This is a genomic window from Pseudomonas sp. BYT-1, from assembly GCF_023611805.1.
Lineage (GTDB): Bacteria > Pseudomonadota > Gammaproteobacteria > Pseudomonadales > Pseudomonadaceae > Aquipseudomonas > Aquipseudomonas guariconensis.
Genome location: NZ_CP072559.1, coordinates 3,608,129 through 3,632,725 on the forward strand (window position 1 = coordinate 3,608,129; position 24,597 = coordinate 3,632,725).

Annotated in this window: 25 protein-coding genes and 1 tRNA gene; 14 read left to right on the top strand and 12 right to left on the bottom strand. The window is 61.9% G+C overall.

All coding sequences use genetic code 11. The features are described from left to right. Positions 1-19: 19 nt before the first annotated feature. A complete protein-coding gene (locus J5X93_RS16840) occupies positions 20-202 on the bottom strand; it encodes a hypothetical protein (protein WP_080642114.1) in 183 nt (60 codons plus the stop codon). Here J5X93_RS16840 and J5X93_RS16845 point away from each other — a divergent pair. Then, positions 201-515 carry a phage holin, lambda family gene (locus tag J5X93_RS16845; RefSeq protein ID WP_102082249.1) on the top strand — a complete coding sequence of 105 codons (315 nt, stop codon included), beginning with the start codon at positions 201-203 and terminating at the stop codon, positions 513-515. The two genes, J5X93_RS16840 and J5X93_RS16845, sit on opposite strands and share 2 nt — an antisense overlap. A 61-nt stretch (positions 516-576) precedes the next feature. On the opposite strand, the gene J5X93_RS16850 is transcribed toward J5X93_RS16845, so the two are convergent. Both J5X93_RS16850 and J5X93_RS16855 read right to left on the bottom strand, forming a co-directional pair. Then, positions 577-960 (bottom strand): hypothetical protein, encoded by a 384-nt coding sequence (locus J5X93_RS16850; protein ID WP_043212267.1) that lies wholly within the window; start codon positions 958-960, stop codon positions 577-579. Positions 961-1,460: 500 nt separating this feature from the next. After that, positions 1,461-1,548 (bottom strand) — tRNA-Ser (locus J5X93_RS16855). 139 nt (positions 1,549-1,687) lie between these two features. Between J5X93_RS16855 and J5X93_RS16860 the strand changes: the two genes are divergently transcribed. From J5X93_RS16860 to J5X93_RS16895, 8 genes are all read left to right on the top strand, one after another. Further along, complete coding sequence (locus tag J5X93_RS16860; RefSeq protein ID WP_043212266.1) at positions 1,688-2,359, top strand: Bax inhibitor-1/YccA family protein; 672 nt, start codon at positions 1,688-1,690, stop codon at positions 2,357-2,359. Between the two features lie 236 nt (positions 2,360-2,595). Further along, positions 2,596-3,975, top strand: coding sequence for a nucleobase:cation symporter-2 family protein (locus J5X93_RS16865; protein ID WP_182942729.1), 1,380 nt, complete (start codon positions 2,596-2,598; stop codon positions 3,973-3,975). 88 nt (positions 3,976-4,063) lie between these two features. Continuing rightward, positions 4,064-4,456 carry a sulfurtransferase complex subunit TusD gene (gene tusD, locus J5X93_RS16870; RefSeq protein ID WP_043212264.1) on the top strand — a complete coding sequence of 131 codons (393 nt, stop codon included), beginning with the start codon at positions 4,064-4,066 and terminating at the stop codon, positions 4,454-4,456. Position 4,457: 1 nt separating this feature from the next. Further along, positions 4,458-4,817, top strand: coding sequence for a sulfurtransferase complex subunit TusC (gene tusC, locus J5X93_RS16875; protein WP_043212262.1), 360 nt, complete (start codon positions 4,458-4,460; stop codon positions 4,815-4,817). Continuing rightward, on the top strand, positions 4,817-5,113 hold the full coding sequence (gene tusB, locus J5X93_RS16880) for a sulfurtransferase complex subunit TusB (protein WP_043212260.1): 297 nt from the start codon (positions 4,817-4,819) through the stop codon (positions 5,111-5,113). The genes tusC and tusB overlap by 1 nt, the downstream gene beginning before the upstream one ends. Continuing rightward, entirely contained in the window at positions 5,110-5,445 is a 336-nt protein-coding gene (locus tag J5X93_RS16885; protein ID WP_043212258.1) for a TusE/DsrC/DsvC family sulfur relay protein, read from the top strand. Before tusB ends, J5X93_RS16885 begins: the two co-directional genes overlap by 4 nt. After that, positions 5,442-6,443, top strand: coding sequence for a glycosyl transferase family protein (locus J5X93_RS16890; RefSeq protein WP_182942727.1), 1,002 nt, complete (start codon positions 5,442-5,444; stop codon positions 6,441-6,443). The genes J5X93_RS16885 and J5X93_RS16890 overlap by 4 nt, the downstream gene beginning before the upstream one ends. Positions 6,444-6,539: 96 nt before the next feature. Next, positions 6,540-7,499, top strand: a complete 960-nt coding sequence (locus J5X93_RS16895; protein ID WP_090344510.1) for a glutathione S-transferase family protein — start codon at positions 6,540-6,542, stop codon at positions 7,497-7,499. 33 nt (positions 7,500-7,532) lie between these two features. Here the strand turns inward: J5X93_RS16895 and cysG are convergent, their stop codons facing one another. The 6 genes from cysG to J5X93_RS16925 form a co-directional block, all read right to left on the bottom strand. Further along, entirely contained in the window at positions 7,533-8,924 is a 1,392-nt protein-coding gene (gene cysG, locus J5X93_RS16900; RefSeq protein ID WP_043212251.1) for a siroheme synthase CysG, read from the bottom strand. Beyond that, positions 8,925-10,205, bottom strand: a complete 1,281-nt coding sequence (gene serS / locus J5X93_RS16905) for a serine--tRNA ligase (RefSeq protein ID WP_182942725.1) — start codon at positions 10,203-10,205, stop codon at positions 8,925-8,927. It lies immediately after the preceding gene. A 28-nt stretch (positions 10,206-10,233) separates the two neighbouring features. Then, positions 10,234-10,608 carry a fluoride efflux transporter CrcB gene (gene crcB, locus J5X93_RS16910; protein ID WP_043212246.1) on the bottom strand — a complete coding sequence of 125 codons (375 nt, stop codon included), beginning with the start codon at positions 10,606-10,608 and terminating at the stop codon, positions 10,234-10,236. Then, entirely contained in the window at positions 10,605-11,930 is a 1,326-nt protein-coding gene (locus J5X93_RS16915) for a replication-associated recombination protein A (protein ID WP_043212243.1), read from the bottom strand. Before J5X93_RS16915 ends, crcB begins: the two co-directional genes overlap by 4 nt. Positions 11,931-11,942: 12 nt before the next feature. Further along, positions 11,943-12,566, bottom strand: coding sequence for an outer membrane lipoprotein periplasmic chaperone LolA (gene lolA, locus J5X93_RS16920; RefSeq protein ID WP_182942723.1), 624 nt, complete (start codon positions 12,564-12,566; stop codon positions 11,943-11,945). Between the two features lie 62 nt (positions 12,567-12,628). Then, a complete protein-coding gene (locus tag J5X93_RS16925) occupies positions 12,629-15,127 on the bottom strand; it encodes a DNA translocase FtsK (protein WP_377735719.1) in 2,499 nt (832 codons plus the stop codon). A gap of 322 nt (positions 15,128-15,449) precedes the next feature. Between J5X93_RS16925 and aat the strand changes: the two genes are divergently transcribed. The 3 genes from aat to infA all read left to right on the top strand — a co-directional run bounded on the left by aat (position 15,450) and on the right by infA (position 17,215). Continuing rightward, complete coding sequence (gene aat / locus J5X93_RS16930; protein ID WP_043212240.1) at positions 15,450-16,130, top strand: leucyl/phenylalanyl-tRNA--protein transferase; 681 nt, start codon at positions 15,450-15,452, stop codon at positions 16,128-16,130. A gap of 55 nt (positions 16,131-16,185) precedes the next feature. Next, on the top strand, positions 16,186-16,893 hold the full coding sequence (locus J5X93_RS16935; protein WP_043212238.1) for an arginyltransferase: 708 nt from the start codon (positions 16,186-16,188) through the stop codon (positions 16,891-16,893). Between the two features lie 103 nt (positions 16,894-16,996). Beyond that, entirely contained in the window at positions 16,997-17,215 is a 219-nt protein-coding gene (gene infA / locus J5X93_RS16940; RefSeq protein WP_002553999.1) for a translation initiation factor IF-1, read from the top strand. Between the two features lie 150 nt (positions 17,216-17,365). On the opposite strand, the gene clpA is transcribed toward infA, so the two are convergent. Together clpA and clpS are read right to left on the bottom strand one after the other, a co-directional pair. Next, complete coding sequence (gene clpA, locus J5X93_RS16945) at positions 17,366-19,636, bottom strand: ATP-dependent Clp protease ATP-binding subunit ClpA (RefSeq protein ID WP_043212236.1); 2,271 nt, start codon at positions 19,634-19,636, stop codon at positions 17,366-17,368. 30 nt (positions 19,637-19,666) lie between these two features. Next, positions 19,667-20,029 carry an ATP-dependent Clp protease adapter ClpS gene (gene clpS, locus J5X93_RS16950; protein WP_043212233.1) on the bottom strand — a complete coding sequence of 121 codons (363 nt, stop codon included), beginning with the start codon at positions 20,027-20,029 and terminating at the stop codon, positions 19,667-19,669. 230 nt (positions 20,030-20,259) lie between these two features. Between clpS and cspD the strand changes: the two genes are divergently transcribed. Continuing rightward, positions 20,260-20,517 (top strand): cold shock domain-containing protein CspD, encoded by a 258-nt coding sequence (gene cspD, locus J5X93_RS16955; protein ID WP_043212231.1) that lies wholly within the window; start codon positions 20,260-20,262, stop codon positions 20,515-20,517. 72 nt (positions 20,518-20,589) lie between these two features. Here cspD and icd read toward each other — a convergent pair whose 3' ends face one another. After that, positions 20,590-21,846 (bottom strand): NADP-dependent isocitrate dehydrogenase, encoded by a 1,257-nt coding sequence (gene icd / locus J5X93_RS16960; protein WP_043212230.1) that lies wholly within the window; start codon positions 21,844-21,846, stop codon positions 20,590-20,592. A 487-nt stretch (positions 21,847-22,333) separates the two neighbouring features. On the opposite strand from icd, the gene J5X93_RS16965 reads away from it, so the two are divergent. Further along, positions 22,334-24,559, top strand: a complete 2,226-nt coding sequence (locus tag J5X93_RS16965) for an NADP-dependent isocitrate dehydrogenase (protein ID WP_043212228.1) — start codon at positions 22,334-22,336, stop codon at positions 24,557-24,559. The last annotated feature ends 38 nt before the right edge of the window (positions 24,560-24,597 follow it).

A 24,597-nucleotide genomic window follows, 5' to 3' on the forward strand; every position in this document is an offset into this window, starting at 1 on the left:
GCGCCATGAAGCGCCAGTCCTAGAACATCTGCGGATTGTCGATTTTCGAGCCGCTGCAGACCATGCCGACATCAAGGCGATATCGCGCCGTTAAAAGGACACCTCCATGCCCCGCCCTGCCTGTAGCTTCACGAAAAACATTGCCGGTCTTGATTGCCCAGACCAGCCACAACCGAATGGCCATGAGGAAGTGTGCAATCATGATTGATCGACCTGAGGCCTGGGCCTGGCTCGAACGCTGGCTTCAAGATAACTGGCCAGGGCTGTACGCAGGCCTATTGGCCTTAATCATCGCAGCGTTACGCGTAATTTATGGGGGCGGCTCGCTGCGACGAATGCTGATCGAAGCCCCCTTGTGCGGCGCCCTCGCACTCGCTGCAAGTCACGGCCTTTCGCTGATCGGCGTGCCAAGCGAAACCGCACCCTTCTTTGGCGGCGTGATCGGACTGCTCGGCGTCGAAGGCATACGTGCCGCAGTCATCAAGTTCTTCGTTCAGAGAAAGCCGTTGCCCTGACGCTGCGCAACGGCGATACAAAAAGCCCAGCTCAGGCTGGGCTTGATGAGGGGGAGGATATTCAGAGACTGGCTCTAGAACACATCAGCGCCGCATCGAGCAAACGGCCTTGGTCGTACCAGGCATCTCGCTGGTATGCCAGATATTGATGCTCCTGCCCTGAACCCTTGACTTCGACAAGGCCAGTTGCCTGGTTCGGGTCGGTACTGTCGACATATAGCGCGAGCACGTCCTGATGCTCTTGCGTATACGTCTTCGCGCTTGCCGGGAGCTCACTCTTCACACAACTTAAGTAAGCCGATGGGTTTTTCCCCGTGTAGCCCGAGGAATTGTCGTGCCCCATGCGGATATCAGGATCGTGTGTACAGCCAACAACGAAGAAACCCGCAAGGACCGACAGCAGCGCGCCATGCGCCAGCGTTCTAGGCGTTATGGAACTGTTCATGTGAAATCTCCGGCCACCCCACTGAAATGGATAGGTTCGGACCCACACTGCCCCTTTTTTGAAATAATTACTGCGGTTCGATTTTCGAGCCTACACCCTCCGTTGGTGTTTGGCGCGTAAAAAAGCTCATCTATTTCAATTCGCTATAGAAACGAAATCACCTCGTTCTATACAACGAATGGCACTCGTTCTTGAATATACGGCACGATCTACCCAAGCAATTAGCGGGCACAATCCACCAACTCAAGCGGCGCATCACGCTCGAACAGCATGACCTCGAACCAAGGACTCATCGTTGCGGAAAATTTCGAAAACAGTCTGATCTTCACGACTGCACACGAGCGCTAGGCCATCGTGGCCGAGCGTCATGCTGGGTCGGTCAAGGATTCGAGGTGCCGACCCTGGTCCGGGGCCTTCAGGGGATGACTGCGGCATGGGCTCAGCAATGATTTGCCTACCCTAGGAATGCAAAAAGCCCTGAATAATCAGGGCTTTGAATGTGGCGGAAGCGTAGAGATTCGAACTCTAGGATAGTTGCCCATCGACGGTTTTCAAGACCGTTGCCTTAAACCACTCGGCCACGCTTCCAGGATCAATTTTGCGGCCGCAATCATACCGTAATGAAACAAGCTGTCAAACTCTCTGTGTCGCGGCTTGCAGCTGCTCTGGTATCCTCATTGCAACCATTCGTTTCGAAACCACAGATTCACACCACAGGAGTGTCGCCATGCGCGAACAGGATTATGCCGTCCACCACGGCCAGCAGGCCGAGCAGCAGGAAGTCAGCCGCGTCCTGCGCAACACATACAGTCTGCTGGCGCTCACCCTCGCCTTCAGCGGCGTCATGGCATTCGTGGCCCAACAGATGCGAGTCGGTTACCCGAACGTGTTCGTGGTACTGATCGGTTTCTACGGTCTGTTCTTCCTCACCGCCAAGCTGCGTGATTCGGTCTGGGGTCTGGTCTCCACCTTCGCACTCACCGGCTTCATGGGTTTCATCCTCGGCCCGATCCTCAACCGTTATCTGGGCATGAGCGGCGGCGCCGAAGTGGTGAGCTCGGCCTTCGCGATGACCGCCCTCGTATTCGGTGGTCTGTCGGCCTACGTGCTGGTCACCCGTAAGGACATGAGCTTCCTCAGCGGCTTCATCACCGCTGGCTTCTTCGTGCTGCTGGGCGCTGTCGTGGCCAGCTTCTTCTTCCAGATCAGCGGCCTGCAACTGGCGATCAGCGCGGGCTTCGTGCTGTTCTCGTCGGTCTGCATCCTGTTCCAGACGAGTGCGATCATCCACGGTGGTGAGCGCAACTACATCATGGCGACCATCAGCCTGTATGTATCGATCTACAACTTGTTCGTCAGCCTGTTGCAGCTGTTCGGCATCATGGGCCGTGACGACTGATAGCCCTGCTACTAGAAAGAGCCCGCTTCGGCGGGCTTTTTTATGGGTGACTTTCGAGTTCCTGCACACCCCACCGCGGGGCCAGCCAGCCTAGTGCCCTGCGAATACATGGACAACGCGTTATCCTGCTATAACCTGTCAGGCCTCAGGTACGGCCGCCTTCACGCATTTCCCCCTACCCCAATCCAGTCTTGCCCCGTAGAATGCGCTCCTTTTTTCATCCTGGGCAGCTTCCCATGAGTTCCATCGAACACGGGCCGGGCGCGACGGCGCCTGCCAATGAACTGGTCCTCGGTCTAGAGGACAAGCCAAGGCCGTTGATCGGCCTGCTGGCTGCACTTCAGCACCTGCTGGCGATCATCGTCCCGATCGTCACTCCTGGCCTGCTGATCTGCCAGGCTTTGGGGGTTTCCCCGCGTGATACCAACCTGATCGTCTCCATGTCGCTGGTGATTTCCGGTATCGCGACCTTCGTCCAGTGCAAGCGCTTCGGGCCGTTCGGCGCTGGGCTGTTGATCGTGCAGGGCACCAGCTTCAACTTCGTCGGACCGCTGATCGCAGGCGGTGCGCTGATGGTCAAGCAGGGCACCCCGGTAGAGAGCGTGATGGCTGCAATTTTCGGTGTGGTGATCGCCGGCTCTTTCGTGGAGATGGGCGTGTCACGCATCCTCCCGTTCGTCAAACGCCTGATCACCCCTCTGGTGACCGGCATCGTGGTGCTGATGATCGGTCTTACGCTGATCAAGGTGGGCCTGATCAGCATGGGAGGCGGCTTCACCGCCATGGGTAACGGCACTTTCGCCAACGGCGAGAACCTGCTGCTGTCGGGCGTTGTGCTGGCGATCATCGTGATCCTCAACCGCATTCCCGTGGTGTGGATGCGCAGCTGCGCCATCGTCATCGCCCTCGCCGTGGGCTATGCCCTGGCCGGCTACCTCGGCCGCCTGGACTTCACCGGCATGCATGAAGCCGCGCTGTTCCAAGTGCCGATACCGCTGCACTTTGGCCTGAGCTTCTCGTGGGCCCTGTTCATTCCGATGCTGGTGATCTATCTGGTGACTTCGCTGGAAGCCATCGGTGACGTCACGGCCACCAGCAAAGTCTCGCGCCAGCCGGTCGAAGGCCCGCTGTGGATGCAGCGCATCAAGGGTGGCGTGCTGGTCAACGGTGCCAACTCGCTGTTAGCCGGCGTGTTCAATACGTTCCCCAGCTCTATCTTTGCGCAGAACAACGGCGTCATTCAGCTGACCGGCATCGCCAGTCGCCATATCGGTGTGTGGATTGCCCTTATGCTGGTGCTGCTGGGCCTGTTCCCCAGCGTTGCCGGTGTGATCCAGGCAGTGCCTGAACCAGTGCTCGGTGGCGCAGCCATGGTGATGTTCGGCGCGGTAGCAGCGTCGGGTATCAACATCCTGGCCAGCACCCGCCTGGACCGTCGGGCACTGCTCATCATCTCGGTATCCCTGGCCCTAGGCCTGGGCGTGGCACAAGTGCCGGAGTTCCTCGCGCACATGCCAGCGGCGTTGCGTAACGTGCTGGAATCGGGCGTGGCCACCGGCGGCATCTGCGCCCTGGTGCTGAATTGGTTCCTGCCAGAGAGCAAGGGCCAAGCCTGACGCATGCTTGCGTTGGCCCAAAAAGCCCGCGCCGACAGGTGCGGGCTTTTTGCTTTATCATGGCCCCATCCCTTTGCACGAGCTTTCCATGAAATTCGCCATCGCGGTTTTTTCCCCGGCCCATGCGCCCTCCTCGCGTCGCGCCCTGCGTTTCGCCGAGGCAGCGCTGGCCGCTGGGCACGAGATTGCCCGGCTGTTCTTCTACCAGGACGGGGTACACAGCGCCTCGGCCAATATCGTTGCCCCCCAAGATGAACTGGACGTTGCCGCCCAATGGCGCGACTTCATCGATAGCCATCGGCTGGATGCCGTGGTCTGCATCGCCGCAGCCCTGCGTCGAGGCGTGCTGGATGAGAGCGAAGCCAACCGCTACCAGCGCCCGGCCGTGAACCTGCCGGCCCCTTGGGAGCTGTCGGGCCTCGGCCAGTTGCATGAGGCGGCACAAGTGGCCGACCGCCTGGTCTGCTTCGGAGGTGATTGAGATGGCCAAATCCCTGTTGATCATCAGCCGCCAGGCGCCCTGGAACGGCCCCAGCGCCCGTGAGGCCCTGGATATCGCCCTGGCCGGCGGCGCCTTCGATTTGCCCCTGGGCATGCTCTTTCTCGATGATGGCGTATTCCAACTCGCTCCCGGCCAGCAGCCTGGCGCACTGCAACAGAAAAATCTCGCTGCCAATCTCCAGGCGCTGCCGATGTTCGGTGTCGAGGAACTGTTCGCCTGCGGCCACAGCCTGGCCGAGCGCGGCCTGGCGGGTGACGCGCTGGAGCTGGCGGTCGAGGTGCTGGATGATGCAGGCCTGACCGCCCTGATTGCCCGTTTCGACCAGGTGGTGACACTCTGATGACGACCTTGCATGTAATCAGCCATTCGCCCTTCGGCGACAATCGTCTGGACAGCTGCCTACGCCTGCTGGGCACGGATGATGCTCTGCTGCTGTGCGGCGACGCTGTCTATGCCCTGCGCGCCGGCAGTGAGCCATGGCGCAAGCTCGAAGCCGCCGCCTTAGGTAACCGCCTTTACGCCCTCGCCGAGGATCTGCAGGCCCGCGCCATCGACAGCGCATTAGCCGAGCCTGTGGACTATCCGGCCTTCGTCGAACTGTCACTGCATTACCACAAGGTCAACAGCTGGCTATGAGCAACCTCACTGTCGGCGATCAGCAGATCGCCTTGGACAAGGACGGCTTTCTGGCCGACTTGCAAGCGTGGTCCCCTGAGGTCGCCCAAGCGCTGGCCGCACGCGAGAATATTGCGCTGACGCCTGAGCACTGGGAGGTACTGGAAGTGCTGCGCCAGTTCTACGACGAGTTCCAGCTGTCACCGGCCACCCGCCCGCTGATCAAGTACACCGCCCTCAAGCTAGGCCCGGAAAAAGGCAACAGTCCGCACCTCAATCGTCTGTTCAACGGCACTCCCGCCAAACTCGCTGCCAAGCTGGCGGGCCTGCCCAAGCCAACCAACTGCATATGACCATCGCTCGTCCACTCACTTTGCAAACCCCGGCCGAACATCCCTTCGCTGAATTCGTGCGTATCCTCGGCAAAGGCAAGCGCGGCGCCCGTGGCCTGACCCGTGAGGAGGCCCGCACGGCCATGACTCTGCTGCTTGAGGGCAAGGTCGAAGACACCCAACTGGGCGCCTTCCTCATGCTGCTGCGGCACAAGGAGGAAAGCGCCGAGGAGCTCGCCGGCTTTACCGAGGCCTTACGCGCTCACCTGCAGCCCCCTGCCATCAACGTGGACCTGGACTGGCCAACGTACGCCGGCAAGAAGCGCCATCTGCCTTGGTACCTGCTTGCGGTCAAATACCTGGCGGGTAACGGTGTGCGCATTATCCTGCATGGCGGCGGTGCGCACACCGCCGGGCGCCTGTATACCGAGCAATTGCTGGACTTGCTGGACATCCCCCTGTGCCGCGACTGGCCCGCTGTAGTCCAGGCCCTGGAAGAGCACTGCCTGGCCTTCGCACCGCTGCAGGACTGGGCCCCGCAACTGCAGCGCATGATCGATCTGCGCAACACCTTGGGGCTGCGCTCGCCGATTCACTCGCTGGCCCGGGTGCTCAATCCGCTGGGCGCACGCTGCGGCCTGCAAAGCATCTTCCATCCCGGTTACCAGGCTGTGCATCGCGAGGCGAGCCGTCTACTGGGCGACCATGCCGTGGTGATCAAGGGCGACGGCGGGGAGATCGAGGTCAACCCCGATGTGATCAGCCATCTCTATGGCACCACCGCCGGCGCAGCCTGGGACGAAGAATGGCCGGCGCTGAGTGCCCAGCGCCACGTCAAGCCAGCCACCCTGCAACCTGAGCACCTGTTGAAGGTATGGCGCGGCGAAGCCGAGGACAGCTATGGCGAACTGGCAGTGCTGGCGACCATGGCGATGGCCTTGCGTGGGCTTGGGCAAAGCCGTGAGCAGGCCTTCGAAACCGCACGCAACTACTGGACGCAACGTAAAAACATCGAATAAATCGATCCGATCGCCGCAGTCTTTGCGCTATTTATTCGAACAGAGTTGCCTAGACTGAGCTCCAACGACAAACGACTATGTTCCGAGGAGCTCACCATGGGCCTTTTAATCGACGGCCGCTGGCATGACCAGTGGTACCAGAACAGCAAGGACGGCGCATTCCAGCGCGAGAACGCCCAACGCCGTAATCAACTACCTGCCGCCGAAGCCGGGCGCTACCACTTGTACGTCTCCCTGGCCTGTCCCTGGGCTCACCGCACCTTGATCTTCCGTGCCCTCAAGGGCCTGGAACCGCTGATCGATGTCTCTGTAGTGAGTTGGCTGATGGGCGAGCATGGCTGGACCTTCGATCGTCAGCACGGCTCCACCGGCGACCACCTGGACGACCTGCAGTACCTTCACCAGCGCTATACCCAGGATGACCCACACTACACCGGCCGCGTGACGGTACCGGTGCTGTGGGACAAACAGCAAAAGCGCATCGTCAACAACGAGTCGGCAGAGATCATCCGCATTTTCAACAGCGCCTTCGATGAGCTGACAGGCAACCGGCTGGACCTCTACCCCGAGCCGCTTCGCCCGACCATCGATGCACTCAACGAACGCATCTACCCGGCGGTGAACAACGGCGTGTACCGTGCAGGCTTCGCCACCACCCAAGAGGCCTACGAGGCGGCGTTCGATCAGGTGTTCGCTGAACTGGATCACCTCGAGACCCTGTTGGGCCGTCAACGCTACCTGGCGGGGGAATATCTCACCGAGGCCGACGTACGTCTGTTCACTACCCTGGTGCGCTTCGACGCCGTGTACCACGGCCACTTCAAGTGCAACCTGCGTCGCCTGGCCGACTACCCGAACCTGTCCAACTGGCTGCGCGAGCTGTACCAGTGGCCGGGCGTGGCCGGGACCGTGAACATGGAGCACATCCAGAAGCACTATTACATGAGCCACAAGACCATCAACCCGAATGGCATCGTGCCCAAAGGACCGCTGCAGGATTTCAACCAGCCGCATGACCGCGAGCGGCTGGCGGGCAAAGGCATCTGGCAGGCTTGAAACAGCTGGGGCCGCTTAGCGGCCCCAATCATGTCACCCTTGTTGTGATCCTTCGAACCACGCCAGCTTCTCGCGTAGCCGCACCACCTCCCCGACAATCACCAGGGTCGGCGCATGCACTTCATGACGCGCCACCAGCGCCGGCAGATCCGCCAGGGTCCCAGTGAACACCCGCTGGTTACGTGTGGTCCCCTGTTGCACCAACGCCGCCGGAGTACTGGCCGCGCGGCCATGGCGAATCAGTTCGGCGCAGATGGTCGGCAGGCCGACCAGGCCCATGTAGAACACCAGGGTCTGGGCAGGCGCCACCAGATCATCCCAAGGCAAGTTGCTGGTGCCATCCTTCAGATGCCCGGTGACGAAGCGCACCGACTGGGCATAATCCCGATGGGTCAGCGGAATTCCGCCATAAGCTGAGCAACCACTGGCCGCGGTGATGCCCGGTACCACCTGAAACGGGATACCCTCCTCGGCCAGCTCTTCAATCTCCTCACCGCCACGGCCGAAGATGAACGGGTCGCCGCCCTTCAGGCGCAACACTCGCTTGCCCTGGCGCGCCAGGTCCACCAGCAGGCGATTGATCTGCTCCTGCGGCACTGCATGATCGGCGCGGCGCTTGCCAACGTAGATCCGCTCGGCATCACGTCGGCACATCTCGATGATCGCCGGCGCCACCAATCGGTCATACAGCACCACATCGGCCTGCTGCATCAGGCGCAAGGCACGGAAGGTCAGCAGGTCCGGGTCACCCGGGCCGGCACCGACCAGATACACCTCGCCCCCTTGCTGCACCGGCGCACCATCGACCTTCGCCTGCAACAGGCGCTCGGCCTCGCTGCCCTGCCCGGCCAACTGGCGTTCGGCGATCGGCCCCTGGAAGACATCCTCCCAGAAACCGCGACGCTGGTTGACGTCCGGATACAACGCCTTGACCTTGTCGCGAAAACGCGCGGCCAAACCGGCCAACTCGCCATAGGCGGCTGGAATCCAGGCCTCCAGGCGCGCGCGGATCAGCCGCGCCAGCACTGGCGCGTCGCCGCCACTGGACACGGCCACTACCAAAGGCGAACGATCGACGATCGCGGGGAAAATCACCGTGCACAGGGCCGGCGCATCCACTACGTTGACCGGCAGGCTACGCGCCTGGGCATCGGCAGAGACCTGGGCATTGAGCACGGAGTCGTCGGTGGCGGCGATCACCAACCGGCAACCGTCAAGGTCGCCTGGCTGGTAACCGCGCACCAAGACCTCACCGCCACCCTCGCGGGCCAGCGCGGCCAGCTGGCCGTCGACCTCCGGTGCCACTACCCGCAGCGCGGCGCCGGCGTCGGCCAGCAGACGCGCCTTGCGCAGGGCGATCTCACCGCCACCGACGACCAGTACCCGACCACCCTGCAGCTTGTGGAACAGCGGCAGGTAATCCATTTAGCGGATGACCTCGACACCACCCATGTAGGGCTTGAGCACTTCCGGCACGCGAATCGAGCCATCGGCCTGCTGATAGTTCTCCAGCACCGCCACCAGGGTGCGGCCGACCGCCAGGCCTGAGCCGTTGAGGGTATGCACCAGCTCAGGCTTGCCGGTCTCCGGATTGCGCCAGCGGGCCTGCATGCGGCGGGCCTGGAAGTCGCCGCAGTTCGAGCAGGAGCTGATCTCGCGGTACTTGCCCTGGCTCGGCACCCAGACTTCCAGATCGTAGGTCTTCACGGCGCTAAAGCCCATGTCGCCGGTGCACAGGGCCAGGACACGGTACGGCAGCTCCAAGGCCTGCAGCACGCGCTCGGCGTTGGCGGTCAGGCCTTCGAGCGCTTCCATCGACTTGGACGGCTCGACGATCTGCACCATCTCGACCTTGTCGAACTGGTGCTGGCGGATCATGCCGCGGGTATCGCGACCCGAAGCACCGGCTTCGCTGCGGAAGCACGGAGTGTGGGCGACGAACTTGATCGGCAGTTGCTTGGCATCGATGATCTCGCCGGCGACGATGTTGGTCAGCGACACTTCGGCGGTCGGAATCAGGTAGAAGTCCGCCTCGCCTTCACGGGCGATCTTGAACAGGTCTTCCTCGAACTTCGGCAACTGGCCGGTGCCCTGCAGGGCCGGCGCTTGCACCAGATACGGGGTATAGGCCTCCTCGTAGCCGTGCTCGCTGGTGTGCAGATTGATCATGAACTGGGCCAGGGCGCGGTGCATGCGGGCGATCGAGCCACGCAGCAGGGCAAAGCGTGCGCCGGAGAGCTTGGCCGCGGTCTCGAAGTCCAGGCCGCCGCTGATCTCGCCCAGTGCCACGTGGTCCTTGACCTCGAAATCGAAGTCACGCGGGGTGCCCCAACGGCGCACCTCGACGTTGGCCTCCTCGTCCGGGCCGACTGGAACGCTGGCGTCCGGCAGGTTGGGGATGGTCAGCACGATAGCGTCAAGTTCGGCCTGGATGGCATCCAGCTCTGCCTTGCCCTCGGCCAGCTCGCCAGCCATGCGCTCGACATCCGCCATCAGCGGCGCGATGTCTTCACCCTTGGCCTTGGCCTGGCCGATCGACTTGGAACGGGCGTTACGCTCGGCCTGCAGTTGCTCGGTGCGGGTCTGCACGGCCTTACGGCGCTCTTCCAGGGATTCGATGCGCGCGACATCCAGGCTGAAGCCACGGGAGGCCAGGCGATCCGCCACTTCCTGAAGTTGGCCGCGTAACAGTTTGGAATCGAGCATATCGTTCTCTCGTTATGTGAGTGTTGGTTCAGAATTTGGTCAGCGACAGGCCGGCCCAAGTGGCAAGCAGCCCGCCGATTACGCTAATACCGGTATAGCCCAAGGCCAGCGGAACTTGCCCACTTTCCATCAGGCGCACGGTATCGAGCGAGAAAGAAGAAAAAGTCGTCAGGCCACCCAGAAAGCCGACGATCAGCCCGGCGCGCAGCTCGACCGGCGCCAGCGGCTTGTGCAGGAACAAGCCATAGAGCAGGCCGATCAGCAGGCAGCCGATCAGGTTGACCGCCAGCGTACCGAGATAGAAGTGGCGTGGCCAGTGTGCCGCCACCCAATTGCTCGTGGCAAAGCGCAACAGGGTTCCGGCGATACCGCCCGCGCTGACCGCGGCGATGAGGCCGATCATGGCTTTCTCCGTTGCCGGGGGCTGGTGCGGTCCAACTCGGCCAGGTGGCGCAGTTTCTCCCCTATCTTGAGCTCCAGGCCCCGGGGTACCGGCTGGTAGTACTGGCGTGGCTCGAGCTGTTCGGGGAAGTAGTCTTCACCTGCGGCGTACGCATCAGGCTCGTCGTGGGCGTAGCGGTATTCCTCGCCATACCCCAGCTGCTTCATCAGCTTGGTCGGAGCGTTGCGCAAGTGCAACGGCACCTCCAGGGAACCGTGCTCGGCGGCTTCGCGCATGGCAGCCTTGAAGCCCATGTACACGGCATTGCTCTTCGGCGCGCAGGCGATGTAGGTAATGGCCTGAGCCACCGCCAGTTCCCCCTCGGGGCTGCCCAGACGCTCCTGCACATCCCAGGCAGCCAGGCACAGGCTCAAGGCGCGAGGATCGGCGTTGCCGATGTCCTCGCTGGCCATGCGCACCACTCGACGAGCGATGTACAGCGGATCGCAGCCGCCATCGAGCATACGCGCATACCAGTACAACGCCGCATCGGGATTGGAGCCCCGCACAGACTTGTGCAACGCCGAGATCTGGTCGTAGAAGGCCTCGCCCCCCTTGTCGAAGCGACGCCGGCTGTCGCCGAGCAAGCTCTGCAACAGATCGACGCCGATCTCGCCGCCGTCCTCAGCGAGATCCGAAGCGTTCTCCAGCAAGTTGAGCATCCGCCGGCCATCGCCGTCAGCTGCCGCCATCAGCATTTTGAAAGCGTCGTCACCGACACTCAGCTGGCGTGCACCAAGGCCGCGTTCCTCGGTCAGGGCGCGGTTGACCAACTTGCGCAAGGCCGCTTCGTCCAGGCTCTTGAGCACATACACCCGAGCCCGAGACAGCAAGGCGTTGTTCAATTCGAACGAGGGGTTCTCGGTGGTGGCACCGATGAAGATCAGCGTGCCGTCTTCCACATAAGGCAGAAAGGCATCCTGCTGGGACTTGTTGAAGCGGTGCACCTCATCGACGAACAGGATGGTCCGGCGACCATACTGGCCCGCCTGCTGCTTGGCCACCTCTACCGCCTGGCGGATCTCCTTGACCCCGGCCAGCACCGCCGACACCGTCTCGAAGTGAGCGTCGCAGAACTGCGCCAACAACCGCGCCAGGGTGGTCTTGCCCACTCCAGGCGGCCCCCAGAAGATCATCGAGTGCAGCGCGCCCTGTTCCAGCGCCTCACGCAGCGGCTTGCCACGCGCCAGCAGGTGCTCCTGGCCGACGTACTCGTCCAGGTTGGACGGACGCAGCCGGGCGGCCAGGGGCTGGGCGACAGGTTCGCTTCGAAACAGGTCCATGATGCGCTCTCATTACTCCTGGATGACGTCGGCGCCTTCCGGGATCTTGAACTGGAACTTGCTCGCCGGGATCGCCTCGTTGGCCTTGACCCCGTTGAACAGGATATTGGTGCGCTGACCCACGCTGTCGACCAGTTGCATGTCGTTGATCAGACCGCGGCGGAACGACACACGCAGGGAGTCGAACAAGGTGTCCTTGGTCTTGGGCTTCAAGGTGAAGTCCATGACTTCGCCCTGTTCCTTGGAGGTGATATCGAAGCTCTGGCTGATCTTGGACACATCACCGGACAGCAACAGCGCCGGGGTCTGGTTCAGTCGCACGTCGAGCTTCTTGATGGTGGCCTGCTCCAGGTCCGGGTCCCACAGGGTGACCTTCTGCCCGTCGGACACCACCACCTGCTCCTGAGGCGCATCAGTGTGCCAGTAGAACAGGCCTGGGCGCTTGACGGACATCTCGCCACTGGTTTCCTGCAAGCTCGTGCCGCTGGCATCGAGGGTAAGTTGTGAGAAACGAGCCGAGATGGTCTGCGACTTCTCCAGCAACTGGGTCAGGAGTGCAACGTCCTTCTCATCGGCCTGGGCCGACACAGCGCCCAGGGCCAGGGCAGAAACCAACAGCATGCGAATCGCGCGCATGGGAATCCTCGTTGAACAGTGAATGGGCCGGGCGCCGCCTTCGACGTCCGGCAAGGTGATCATCAATCGCGTGGGCCGCCCGGGGCAATCACTTCCCGCGAGCCGTTGCTGTTCATGGGGGTGACCACACCGGCCATCTCCATCGCCTCGATCATCCGCGCGGCGCGGTTATAGCCGATCTTCAACTTGCGCTGCACCGCGGAAATGGACGCCCGACGACTTTCCAGTACGAACTGCACGGCTTCGTCGTACAACGCATCGGCTTCCGGATCGTCGCCATCGCCGCCGCCACCACCGCCGCCCTCGAAGCCGCTACCGGCTTCCTCGACGCCGTTGAGGATGTCGTCGTTGTAGTCCGGCGCGCCGCGCAGCTTCCAGGCTTCGACGACCCGGTGCACCTCGTCGTCGGAGACGAACGCACCATGCACACGGATCGGCAGGCTGGTGCCCGGCGGCATGTAGAGCATGTCACCGTGACCGAGCAACTGCTCGGCGCCACCCTGGTCGATGATGGTCCGAGAGTCGATCTTGCTGGACACCTGGAACGCCATGCGGGTCGGAATGTTGGCCTTGATCAGGCCGGTGATCACATCCACCGACGGACGCTGGGTGGCAAGAATCAGGTGAATACCGGCGGCCCGGGCCTTCTGGGCGATACGGGCGATCAGCTCTTCGACCTTCTTGCCGACGATCATCATCATGTCGGCGAACTCGTCGACGATCACCACGATGGTCGGCAGCGTCTTCAGCGCAGGCGGCTCGTCGTCCATGCTCTCGCGGCGGTACAGCGGGTCGTGGATGACCTCGCCGGCCTCCTGGGCATCCTTGATCTTGCGGTTGAAGCCCGCCAGGTTCCTCACGCCCATGGCGGCCATCAGCTTGTAGCGCCGCTCCATCTCGGCCACGCTCCAGCGCAGTGCATTGGCGGCGTCCTTCATGTCAGTGACCACCGGGCAGAGCAGATGCGGAATACCCTCGTAGATCGACAGCTCGAGCATCTTCGGGTCGATCATGATCAACCGCGCATCTTCAGGACTGGATTTGAACAGGATCGACAGGATCATGGCGTTGACACCCACCGACTTACCGGAACCGGTGGTACCGGCCACCAGCAAGTGCGGCATCTTGGCAAGGTCAGTGATCACCGGCTTGCCGCCGATGTCATGGCCCAGGGCCAGGGTGACCGGCGACTTTTGCTCGTCGTACTGCGGCGTGGACAGCACTTCGGAGAAGCGCACCATCTGCCGGTTTTCATTGGGAATCTCGATACCCACGGTGGTCTTGCCCGGGATGACTTCAACCACGCGCACGCTGGTCACTGCCAGCGAACGCGCCAGGTCCTTGGCCAGGTTGGCGATGCGGCTGACCTTCACGCCGGCGGCCGGCTGGATCTCGTAACGCGTGATCACCGGACCCGGATGGATCGAGTCCACCGCAACTTCGACGCCGAACTCCTTGAGCTTGATTTCCAGCAATTGGCCGACACCGGCCAGGGATTCTGGCGAGTACTCGATCTTCTTCTGCTCGGCCGGGTCGAGAATGGAGATTGACGGCAAGGTACCTTCCACGGCGCTATCGACGAACAGCGGTGCCTGCTTCTCCTTCATCACCCGCTTGCTCGGTTCAGGCGCCTTGACCGGGGTTGGCGGCATGATCACCGGCGCGACCGGTTGCTCGCGTGGCACCACAGGTTCGCGTGGTAGCACAGGCCGGGCGGGCGCTTCGTCACGTTCGCTGATGCGTTCGCGCGGCTGAGGCTTGATCGGCTCGCGCTTCTCGGCGGCCATCGGCGCCACATCGAGGATCGGCTCATCCACCTCGCGCAGTTGCGCCACCAGGCGCTTGCGCTCGTTGCGCGCTTCCCACCAACGGTTGGCCGCGCTCTGCACCAGTTCGAACAGATCGAGCGTGATCTTGCCGGTGATGTCCATCACCTTGAACCAGGACAGGTCGGTGAAGACCGTCAGGCCGAACAGGAACAGGGCGATGAACATCAAGGTGCTGCCCTGCACGTTCAACAGGTTGCGCGCCAGATCGCCCAGGCTTTCGCCCAAGGCACCACCGGCAGAGAACGGCATGCTCGCCGGTGGATGGAAATGGATATGCGCCAGCGCCGCGCCCGACAGCACCAGGAATACCAACCCGATCAACCGCCAGGAAAACAGCCAGCCGCTCCACTGCCAGGGCTGGTGACGCTCGCGGAAGATCTGCCAGGTCTTGATCGCCAGCAGCAACGGGAAGATATAGGCGAAGTAGCCCAGCACCATGAACAGGATATCGGCAAAGTAGGCACCGGCGCGGCCAGCGGCGTTCTGCACCTGTTCGGCATTGCTGGTGTGACTGAAGCCTGGGTCCGACGTGTCGTAGGTCAGCAGTGCCATCCACAGGTACAGGCACAGGGCGCCGACAGCGATCAGCGCACCTTCCTTGAGGCGGTAATGCAGCTGCTGTCGCCACAGGGGCACGGGCAAAGGGGGCGGGGTTGCGGTGGATTTCTTCAAAACGCGTCTATTCCTGCGCTTGCTGCGCGTCCAGTAGTGATCGACCCGGTGTCCGGTCAATGAACCACTACTTTTAACATTACTGCCCGCCAGCCGCCATGGCGGCACGCCAGGTGAGGCTGGAGCGGCGCGGATTTCCTATGGGTGCAATTTGAGCACGCATTTTCTTTCGTGACAAAGGCTTATGCTGTGTTTTTGCACAGGTATGACAGCAAATGTGCCGGATGGTGCCAATGGACGCCTGAATGGTCAGGAAATTACCTCGCAAAGTGCCAGCCTGCGCCCAGACGCGCCAACGGCTGACACCACAAGGCCACACATTGACCTCACACCACCAGCGCGCCATGCTGGTCGCCCTCCCCTCCCCCACCGCCGAAAGACCATGCTCACCTGGCTGACCCGCGACTCGCTGAACTTCCCGCCCCTGGAAAAAGCCCTGCACGACCCCAACGGCCTGCTGGCCGCAGGCGGCGACCTGACGCCGGAGCGCTTGGTGCAGGCTTATCGCCATGGCTGCTTCCCGTGGTACCAGGATGGCCAACCGATCCTGTGGTGGTCACCGGACCCTCGCACCGTGCTTTTCCCGGACGAGCTGCACGTATCGCGCTCATTGGCCAAGTTCATCCGCCAAGGCCATTACCAGGTCAGCTTCGACACCGACTTCCCCGCCGTCATCGCCGCCTGCGCCGCGCCACGCGATTATGCCGACGGCACCTGGATCACCGACAACATGCAGGCGGCCTACTGCGAACTGCACCGACGTGGCATCGCCCACTCGGTCGAGGTACGCCGCGACGGTCAACTGGTGGGCGGGCTATATGGCCTGGCCATGGGCCGACTGTTTTTCGGCGAGTCGATGTTCAGCCGCGCCGACAATGCGTCCAAGGTCGGCTTCGTAGCCCTGGTCGAGCACCTCAAAGCCGCCGGATTCGTGCTGATCGACTGCCAGATGCCGACCAACCATCTGCACAGCCTCGGCGCCCGCGCCATCAGCCGGGCCTGCTTTGCAGAGCACCTGGCACGCTATCTCGATACCCCAAACACGGCGACCTGGGCTCGCTAGGCGAGTTCTGCCAGCTGGCTTACACTTAAGTCAAAGTCTTACCGAGGGGTTGATCATGACAGAGCTGGCGCGGTTGAAGTTCTATGCCACTCAACCCCACTCCTGCAGCTATTTGCCAGAGGAGCAGGCCACTACGCTGTTCCTGGACCCCAGCCAACCGATGGACGTGCATGTGTATGCCGACCTGTCGGAAATGGGCTTTCGCCGCAGCGGCGATCACCTGTACCGCCCTCATTGCCAGAACTGCAACGCCTGCGTGCCCGCGCGCATTCCGGCTGCGCGCTTCATCCCCAACCGCCAGCAACGGCGCATCCTAAAACGCAACGCCGATCTGACCGTCACCGCCGCGCGCCCGGCGTTTCGCGAAGAATATTTCGACCTGTACCGCCGCTACATCGAGCAACGCCATGCCGATGGCGACATGTACCCCCCCAGCCGTGACCAGTTCTCCACTTTCCTGGTGCGCGACCTGCCGTTCTGCTGGTTCTATGAGTTCCGCCTGGAAGGCAAACTCATGGCGGTGGCCGTGAGCGATCTGCTGCCCAACGGCCTGTCTGCGGTCTACACCTTCTATGAGCCCGAGCAGGAGCGCCGCAGCCTTGGGCGCTATGCCATCCTCTGGCAGATCACCGAAGCCCTGCGGCAAAACCTCGATGCGGTCTACCTCGGCTACTGGATCAAGAACTGCAAGAAAATGAACTACAAGACCCAGTACCGGCCCATTGAACTGCTGATCAACCAGCGCTGGGTTACCCTCAATTGAAAGCATTGGCTTGAAACACAGTTTTCGGGCATAATCCACGCCACTTTTTTGCCCGGTGCAGTTGCGTATCGGGCCATTCACTGGATACCGAGGGCTTTACTGCATGTCGAAAGAAGACAGCTTCGAAATGGAAGGTACTGTCGTCGACACCCTGCCCAACACCATGTTCCGCGTGGAGTTGGAAAACGGGCACGTCGTAACCGCGCACATCTCCGGAAAGATGCGCAAGAACTACATCCGCATTCTCACTGGCGACAAGGTCCGCGTCGAACTGACGCCATATGACTTGAGCAAGGGCCGCATCACCTATCGCGCCCGCTGAGTCTCAGCCAATAAAAAGCCCGGCCAATGTGCCGGGCTTTTTTGTGCTCGCTCGAATGCAGAGGGTCGCTTTCTGCTGTTTTGGCGACAGAAGGCCACTCCCACAGGAGAAGCCTTAATGTCGCGAAAGGGGCTGCAAGCAGCCCAGACCTCATGCAACCTCAGCCGTGGTCTCGAAGTCGAACACCAGCTCGCCATCACGCAGGTCGACATGCACCACGCCGCCATGCTCGGAGAGCTCGCCGAACAGGATCTCTTCGGCCAGCGGCCGCTTGATCTTGTCCTGGATGAGCCGCGCCATCGGCCGCGCCCCCATCTGCACGTCATAACCAGAAGCCGCCAGCCAACCGCGGGCGTCATCACTGACTTCCAGCAGCACGCGCTTGTCTTCCAGCTGCGCCTGCAGCTCGATGAGGAACTTATCGACGATGCTCTTGATGGTTTCGTGGCTCAGGCGGCCGAACTGGATAATGGTGTCCAGACGGTTGCGGAACTCCGGCGTGAAGCTCTTGCGGATCACCTCCATAGCGTCAGACGTGTGGTCCTGCTGAGTAAAGCCGATCGAGGCCCGCGCGGCAGTTTCAGCACCGGCGTTGGTGGTCATGATCAGGATCACGTTGCGGAAGTCCGCCTTGCGCCCATTGTTATCGGTCAGGGTTCCGTGATCCATCACCTGCAGCAGCAGGTTGAAGACTTCCGGGTGGGCCTTCTCGATCTCATCGAGCAACAGCACACAATGCGGCTGCTTGGTGATCGCTTCGGTCAGCAGACCACCCTGGTCGAACCCGACATAGCCAGGAGGCGCACCGATCAGGCGCGATACGGTATGCCGCTCCATGTACTCGGACATGTCGAAGCGCACCAGCTCCACCCCAAGCGCCTTGGCCAACTGACGGGCCGCCTCGGTCTTGCCCACACCCGTGGGGCCTGCGAACAGGAACGAGCCGACCGGCTTGTCCGGCGACTTGAGCCCGGCACGGGACAGCTTGATGGCAGTGGCCAGCGAATCGATGGCGGCATCCTGACCAAACACGGTGAGCTTGAGATCGCGCTCGAGGTTGCGCAGCAGCTCCTTGTCGGAGCTGGTGACATGCTTGGGCGGGATCCGCGCGATCTTGGCGACGATGTCCTCGACCTGAGGCACATCGATGCGCTTGACGCGACTGCCCTCTGGCTGCAGGCGCTGATAGGCACCCGCCTCGTCGATCACGTCGATAGCCTTGTCCGGCATGTGCCGGTCATTGATATAGCGCGCAGCGAGTTCGGCGGCGGCGCGCAAGGCTTCGTCGCTGTATTCGATGTTGTGATGACTCTCGAAGCGGCCCTTCAGGCCCCGCAGGATGCCCACGGTATCTTCGACCGACGGCTCGGTGACGTCGACCTTCTGGAAGCGCCGCGCCAAGGCGCGGTCCTTCTCGAAAATGCCACGGAATTCCTGGAAGGTGGTCGAGCCGATGCAGCGGATGTCGCCCGACGACAGCAGCGGCTTGAGCAGGTTGGAGGCATCCATCACGCCACCGGATGCAGCACCTGCACCGATGATGGTGTGGATCTCGTCGATGAACAGAATGGCCTGCGGACGCTTGCGCAGCTCACCGAGCAACGCCTTGAAGCGCTTCTCGAAATCGCCGCGGTACTTGGTACCGGCCAGCAATGCGCCAAGGTCCAGGGAATACACCACGCTCTGGGCCAGCAGATCCGGCACCTGACCGTCCACGATGCGCTTGGCCAGACCTTCGGCAATGGCCGTCTTGCCCACGCCAGCCTCGCCGACCAGCAGCGGGTTGTTCTTGCGCCGACGAGCAAGAATCTGCGCGACGCGCTCGACTTCCTGCTCACGCCCCACCAGCGGATCGATGCGGCCCAGACGGGCCAATTCGTTCAGGTTGCTGGCATAAGCATCCAGCGGATTGCTCGAGGAAGCGGATTCGCCGCCCTCCTCGTCCTGCATGTCCTGATCGTTTTCGCTGTGCGAGCCGTGGCCCGGCACCTTGGAGATGCCATGGGCGATGTAGTTGACCACGTCGATACGTGCCACGCTCTGCTGCTTGAGCAGAAACACGGCCTGGCTTTCCTGCTCGCTGAAGATCGCCACCAGCACGTTGGCGCCGGTGACTTCGCGCTTGCCGGAGCTCTGCACATGGAACACGGCACGCTGCAGCACGCGCTGGAAGCCCAGGGTCGGCTGAGTCTCGCGGTCCTCGTCATGGACAGGGATCAGCGGCGTGGTGGAATCGATGAACTCTTGCAGGTCGTGCTTGAGCTTGTCGAGATTGGCGCCACAGGCGCGCAGAACGGTCGCGGCGGCCTCATTGTCAAGGAGTGCTAGCAGCAGGTGCTCGACGGTCATGAACTCATGACGCTTCGAACGAGCCTCCTTGAAGGCCAGATTGAGGGTGACTTCGAGCTCGCGGTTTAACATAGCTTCACCTCATACCCAAGTGGTCGGCGATTAACCGTCCTTCTCGATTTCACAGAGTAGCGGATGCTGGCTTTCCCTGGCGTATTGGTTGACCTGCATGGCCTTTGTCTCGGCGATGTCACGGGTAAACAATCCGCACACTGCCCGCCCTTCGGTATGGACGGTCAGCATGATCTTGGTCGCCAGCTCGCGGTTCAGATTGAAGAACGTCTCGAGCACTTCGACGACGAAATCCATTGGCGTGTAGTCATCGTTGAACAAAACCACCTTGTACATCGGTGGCGCCTGCAGGATCGGCTTGGCTTCCTGTACCGCCAGACCGGAGCCGTCGTCCTCGTTAGATTGCGGGCGATCCTGATTGAATGTTAGTCGAATCTGGCTGAGTGGTTGCATGGAAAGAATTTCATCATAACGACAAGTTAAGGTGATGGTTTGACCGCGTAGGCCGCTGCCGGCGCGGGGGCCGTCTGACCTTGACTATCGGCAAAACGGTGTTACAACCAATAAGAACCCACCGTGGTCGATAAAGATCCGCGCAGTCAACCAGATTTTTTCGCATGGTTCGTATGCGGATGACGTGGATGATACTCCAGTGATGGAGTCCTTTGCAGAGGGACATGAGGATGGCGAGCGGTAAAGTCAAGTGGTTCAACAATGCCAAGGGCTATGGATTCGTCAACGAGGAGGGCAAGAGCGAAGACCTGTTCGCCCACTATTCGCATATCCAGATGGACGGCTACAAGACACTCAAGGCTGGCCAGTCCGTGACCTTCGACATCGTCCAGGGACCCAAGGGGCTGCACGCCGTCAACATCTGCGGCGCCGGCGCCACGGCATCGAAAGTCGAAGTCCAGCCGGTCGAGAGCATCGTCCAGGCCTGATCCACCCCTGACCTTCTGCAGGCACATCGGCAACCGGCCAGCCCCGCAAGGGCTGGCCGGTTTTCATTGCCTTCACATGTGCTTGATCATCTCATCACCAAAGCCGGAGCTGCTGACCAACTTGGCGCCGTCCATCAGGCGCTCGAAGTCGTAGGTCACGGTCTTGGCCGCGATGGCGCCGTTGGTGCCCTTGATGATCAGGTCGGCTGCCTCGGTCCAGCCCATGTGGCGCAGCATCATTTCTGCCGACAGAATCACCGAGCCCGGATTGACCTTGTCCTGCCCGGCATACTTGGGCGCCGTACCATGGGTCGCCTCGAACATCGCGACGGTGTCGGACAGGTTGGCGCCCGGGGCGATACCGATGCCCCCGACCTCGGCCGCCAGGGCGTCGGAAAGGTAGTCGCCATTGAGATTCAGGGTGGCGATCACATCGTACTCGGCCGGTCGCAGCAGAATCTGCTGGAGCATGGCGTCGGCAATCGCATCTTTGACCACGATCTGGCGCCCGGTCTTGGGATTCTTGAAGCTCATCCACGGGCCGCCATCGAGCAGCTCGGCCTTGAACTCGTCCCGCGCCACCTCGTACCCCCAATCCTTGAAGGCCCCTTCGGTGAACTTCATGATGTTGCCCTTGTGCACTAGGGTCACCGACTTGCGGTCGTTGTCCACGGCATACTGCAGCGCCTTGCGCACCAGGCGCTTGGTGCCCTGCTCGGAGACCGGCTTGACGCCGATGCCGCAGTTCTCGTCGAAGCGGATCTTGGTGACGCCCATTTCCTCCTTGAGGAACTTGATCACCTTGTTGGCCTCGGCAGAGCCGGCCTTCCATTCGATGCCGGCATAGATGTCCTCGGAGTTCTCGCGGAAGATCACCATGTCGACATCACCAGGCTTTTTCACCGGGCTCGGCACGCCCTGGAACCACAGCACCGGACGCAGACACACGTACAGATCCAACTGCTGGCGCAAGGCCACGTTCAGGGAACGGATACCCCCACCGACCGGCGTGGTCAGTGGCCCTTTGATCGACACCACGTAATCGCGCACGGCATCGAGGGTTTCCTGGGGCAGCCAGGTGTCCTGGTCGTAGACCTGCGTGGCCTTCTCGCCGGCATACACCTCCATCCAGGCGATCTTGCGCTTGCCGCCGTAGGCCTTCTGCACGGCAGCATCCACTACCTTGATCATCACCGGCGAAACATCGACACCGATACCGTCGCCCTCGATGTACGGGATGATGGGATTGTCGGGAACATTGAGCGAATGGTCTGCATTGACGGTGATCTTCGCGCCGTCTGCTGGAACCTTGATTTTCTGGTATCCCATGCTGCACTACTCCGCTTTTCCAGGTGTGATTGGACATCCTGCGATCCAATGAGCCTAAACCAGCTTTCCTGAGCTGCAAGCTTCACGCTGCAAGTTGCAAGCTGACCGGCAGCGACCACTGACAAGCCCACTCACAGTTTGGCCGCGCGCAGACGCCGAGGGCTGCGGCATCGCGCCACATTGCCCTTACGCCTTTCGTCTTATAGGCGGTCCGATATCACTTAGCCCGAAGGGTTTGGTATACTCCAGCCCTGACCGTAGGGTCATTGGGGCGACCCCTTGGAAAAACGCGGCTCGCCCTCGGCCAAGAATGGCCAAAAAGCCTGGGCTGTTACCGCCGCCCAGCCGTTTGACGCTCGACTGATGCATCCACCATCACCGCTCGCAAGCCTCTCGACCAATTGCCCATGGCGCTGCCAGGGCGTAGCGCCTACCCTGCGCATCTCGAGACTTCGAGCACGCTCAGCAAAACAGAGAGTTAACCCGCATGCCCACCCGTTCCAAGATCATCTATACCTTCACCGACGAAGCTCCCGCCCTCGCCACCTATTCCCTGCTGCCGATCATCGAAGCCTTCACCGCTTCGGCTGACATCGCCGTCGAAACCCGTGACATCTCCCTGGCTGGCCGTATCCTCGCGGCGTTCCCGGAGCAACTGGGCGCCGAGAAGCGCGTAGGCGATCACCTGGCGGAGCTGGGCCAGCTGGCCACCACCCCGGAAGCCAACATCATCAAGCTGCCGAACATCAGCGCCTCGGTACCGCAGCTCAAGGCCGCGATCAAGGAACTGCAAGGCAAGGGCTTCAACATCCCCGACTACGCTGACGAGCCGAGCACGGAGCAAGAAAAAGAATCCCGCGCCCGCTACGACCGCATCAAAGGCAGCGCCGTGAACCCGGTTCTGCGCGAAGGCAACTCCGACCGCCGCGCTCCGCTGTCGGTCAAGAACTATGCCCGCAAGCATCCGCACAAGATGGGCGCCTGGACTGCCGACTCCAAGTCGCACGTCGCCCACATGACCCAAGGCGACTTCTACGGCAGCGAAAAAGCCGCACTGATCGAAGGCGATGACAGCCTGCGCATCGAGCTGGTCGGCAAAGACGGCGTTACCACTGTCCTGAAAGAAAAGACCGCCGTCAAAGCCGCTGAAGTCATCGACTGCGCCGTCATGAGCCGCAAGGCCCTCAAAGCCTTCATCGCCGAGCAGATCGCCGATGCCAAGGCCTCCGGCGTGCTGCTGTCGGTCCACCTGAAAGCCACCATGATGAAGGTCTCCGACCCGATCATGTTCGGCGTCATCGTCGAAGAGTTCTACAACGACGTGCTGGCCAAGCACGCCGCAGCCCTCGCCGAAGTCGGCTTCAACGCCAACAACGGCATCGGCGACCTGTACGCCCGCATCAAGGACCTGCCAGCTGACAAGCAGGCCGAGATCGAAGCCGACATCCAGGCCCTGTACGCCGTCCGCCCGGCCCTGGCCATGGTCAACTCCGACAAGGGCATCACCAACCTGCACGTGCCGAGCGATGTCATCGTCGACGCCTCGATGCCTGCGATGATCCGCGACTCGGGCAAGATGTGGAACACCGCCGGTGAACTGCAGGACGCCAAGGCCGTCATCCCGGACCGTTGCTACGCCGGCATCTACCAGGCCGTGATCGAGGACTGCAAGGCCAACGGCGCCTTCGACCCGACCACCATGGGCAGCGTGCCGAACGTCGGCCTGATGGCTCAGAAGGCCGAAGAGTACGGCTCCCACGACAAGACCTTCCAGATCAAGGCCGACGGCGTCGTGCGCGTGGTCGATGGCAAGGGCAAGGTGCTGCTGGAACAGAGCGTCGAAGCCGGTGACATCTTCCGTATGTGCCAGACCAAGGACGCGCCGATCCAGGACTGGGTCAAGCTGGCCGTCAACCGCGCCCGCCTGAGCAACACCCCGGCGGTGTTCTGGCTGGACCCTGCCCGCGCCCACGACGGCGTGATGATCGAGAAGGTCCAGAAGTACCTGAAGGACCACGACACCAGCGGCCTGGACATCCGCATCCTGGCGCCGGTCGATGCCATCAAGTTCTCCCTGGCCCGCATCCGCGAAGGCAAGGACACCATCTCGGTGACCGGCAACGTCCTGCGCGACTACCTGACCGACCTGTTCCCGATCATGGAGCTGGGCACCAGCGCCAAGATGCTGTCGATCGTCCCGCTGATGAATGGCGGTGGCCTGTTCGAAACCGGCGCCGGCGGTTCGGCTCCGAAGCACGTGCAGCAGCTGGTCGAAGAGAACTTCCTGCGCTGGGATTCGCTGGGTGAGTTCCTGGCCCTGGCCGCTTCCCTGGAGCACCTGGGCAACACCTACGACAACCCACGCGCCAAAGTCCTGGCCAATACCCTGGACCAGGCCACCGGCAAGTTCCTCGACACCAACAAGTCGCCATCGCGCAAAGTCGGCGGTATCGACAACCGCGGCAGCCACTTCTACCTGACCCTGTACTGGGCCGAGGCTCTGGCTGCCCAGACCGACGACGCCGCCCTGCAGGCGCGCTTCGCACCGCTGGCCAAGACCCTGGCCGAGAACGAAGCGACCATCGTCGCCGAACTGGCTGCCGTCCAGGGCAAGCCGGCCGACATCGGTGGTTACTACGCGCCGGATGCCGAGCTGACTGCCAAGGTCATGCGCCCAAGCCAGACCCTCAACAGCGCCATTGCCGCTCTGTAAGGTTCTGATGTAACACCACAAACCCCGGCCACGCACCG

What these genes read in the sequence shown, in the direction of transcription:
- J5X93_RS16845 (WP_102082249.1), top strand. Translation starts at nt 201, where the DNA reads ATGATTGATCGACCTGAGGCCTGGGCCTGGCTCGAACGCTGGCTTCAA.
- J5X93_RS16840 (WP_080642114.1), bottom strand. Translation starts at nt 202, where the DNA reads ATGATTGCACACTTCCTCATGGCCATTCGGTTGTGGCTGGTCTGGGCA.
- J5X93_RS16850 (WP_043212267.1), bottom strand. Translation starts at nt 960, where the DNA reads ATGAACAGTTCCATAACGCCTAGAACGCTGGCGCATGGCGCGCTGCTG.
- J5X93_RS16860 (WP_043212266.1), top strand. Translation starts at nt 1,688, where the DNA reads ATGCGCGAACAGGATTATGCCGTCCACCACGGCCAGCAGGCCGAGCAG.
- J5X93_RS16865 (WP_182942729.1), top strand. Translation starts at nt 2,596, where the DNA reads ATGAGTTCCATCGAACACGGGCCGGGCGCGACGGCGCCTGCCAATGAA.
- tusD (WP_043212264.1), top strand. Translation starts at nt 4,064, where the DNA reads ATGAAATTCGCCATCGCGGTTTTTTCCCCGGCCCATGCGCCCTCCTCG.
- tusC (WP_043212262.1), top strand. Translation starts at nt 4,458, where the DNA reads ATGGCCAAATCCCTGTTGATCATCAGCCGCCAGGCGCCCTGGAACGGC.
- tusB (WP_043212260.1), top strand. Translation starts at nt 4,817, where the DNA reads ATGACGACCTTGCATGTAATCAGCCATTCGCCCTTCGGCGACAATCGT.
- J5X93_RS16885 (WP_043212258.1), top strand. Translation starts at nt 5,110, where the DNA reads ATGAGCAACCTCACTGTCGGCGATCAGCAGATCGCCTTGGACAAGGAC.
- J5X93_RS16890 (WP_182942727.1), top strand. Translation starts at nt 5,442, where the DNA reads ATGACCATCGCTCGTCCACTCACTTTGCAAACCCCGGCCGAACATCCC.
- J5X93_RS16895 (WP_090344510.1), top strand. Translation starts at nt 6,540, where the DNA reads ATGGGCCTTTTAATCGACGGCCGCTGGCATGACCAGTGGTACCAGAAC.
- cysG (WP_043212251.1), bottom strand. Translation starts at nt 8,924, where the DNA reads ATGGATTACCTGCCGCTGTTCCACAAGCTGCAGGGTGGTCGGGTACTG.
- serS (WP_182942725.1), bottom strand. Translation starts at nt 10,205, where the DNA reads ATGCTCGATTCCAAACTGTTACGCGGCCAACTTCAGGAAGTGGCGGAT.
- crcB (WP_043212246.1), bottom strand. Translation starts at nt 10,608, where the DNA reads ATGATCGGCCTCATCGCCGCGGTCAGCGCGGGCGGTATCGCCGGAACC.
- J5X93_RS16915 (WP_043212243.1), bottom strand. Translation starts at nt 11,930, where the DNA reads ATGGACCTGTTTCGAAGCGAACCTGTCGCCCAGCCCCTGGCCGCCCGG.
- lolA (WP_182942723.1), bottom strand. Translation starts at nt 12,566, where the DNA reads ATGCGCGCGATTCGCATGCTGTTGGTTTCTGCCCTGGCCCTGGGCGCT.
- aat (WP_043212240.1), top strand. Translation starts at nt 15,450, where the DNA reads ATGCTCACCTGGCTGACCCGCGACTCGCTGAACTTCCCGCCCCTGGAA.
- J5X93_RS16935 (WP_043212238.1), top strand. Translation starts at nt 16,186, where the DNA reads ATGACAGAGCTGGCGCGGTTGAAGTTCTATGCCACTCAACCCCACTCC.
- infA (WP_002553999.1), top strand. Translation starts at nt 16,997, where the DNA reads ATGTCGAAAGAAGACAGCTTCGAAATGGAAGGTACTGTCGTCGACACC.
- clpA (WP_043212236.1), bottom strand. Translation starts at nt 19,636, where the DNA reads ATGTTAAACCGCGAGCTCGAAGTCACCCTCAATCTGGCCTTCAAGGAG.
- clpS (WP_043212233.1), bottom strand. Translation starts at nt 20,029, where the DNA reads ATGCAACCACTCAGCCAGATTCGACTAACATTCAATCAGGATCGCCCG.
- cspD (WP_043212231.1), top strand. Translation starts at nt 20,260, where the DNA reads ATGGCGAGCGGTAAAGTCAAGTGGTTCAACAATGCCAAGGGCTATGGA.
- icd (WP_043212230.1), bottom strand. Translation starts at nt 21,846, where the DNA reads ATGGGATACCAGAAAATCAAGGTTCCAGCAGACGGCGCGAAGATCACC.
- J5X93_RS16965 (WP_043212228.1), top strand. Translation starts at nt 22,334, where the DNA reads ATGCCCACCCGTTCCAAGATCATCTATACCTTCACCGACGAAGCTCCC.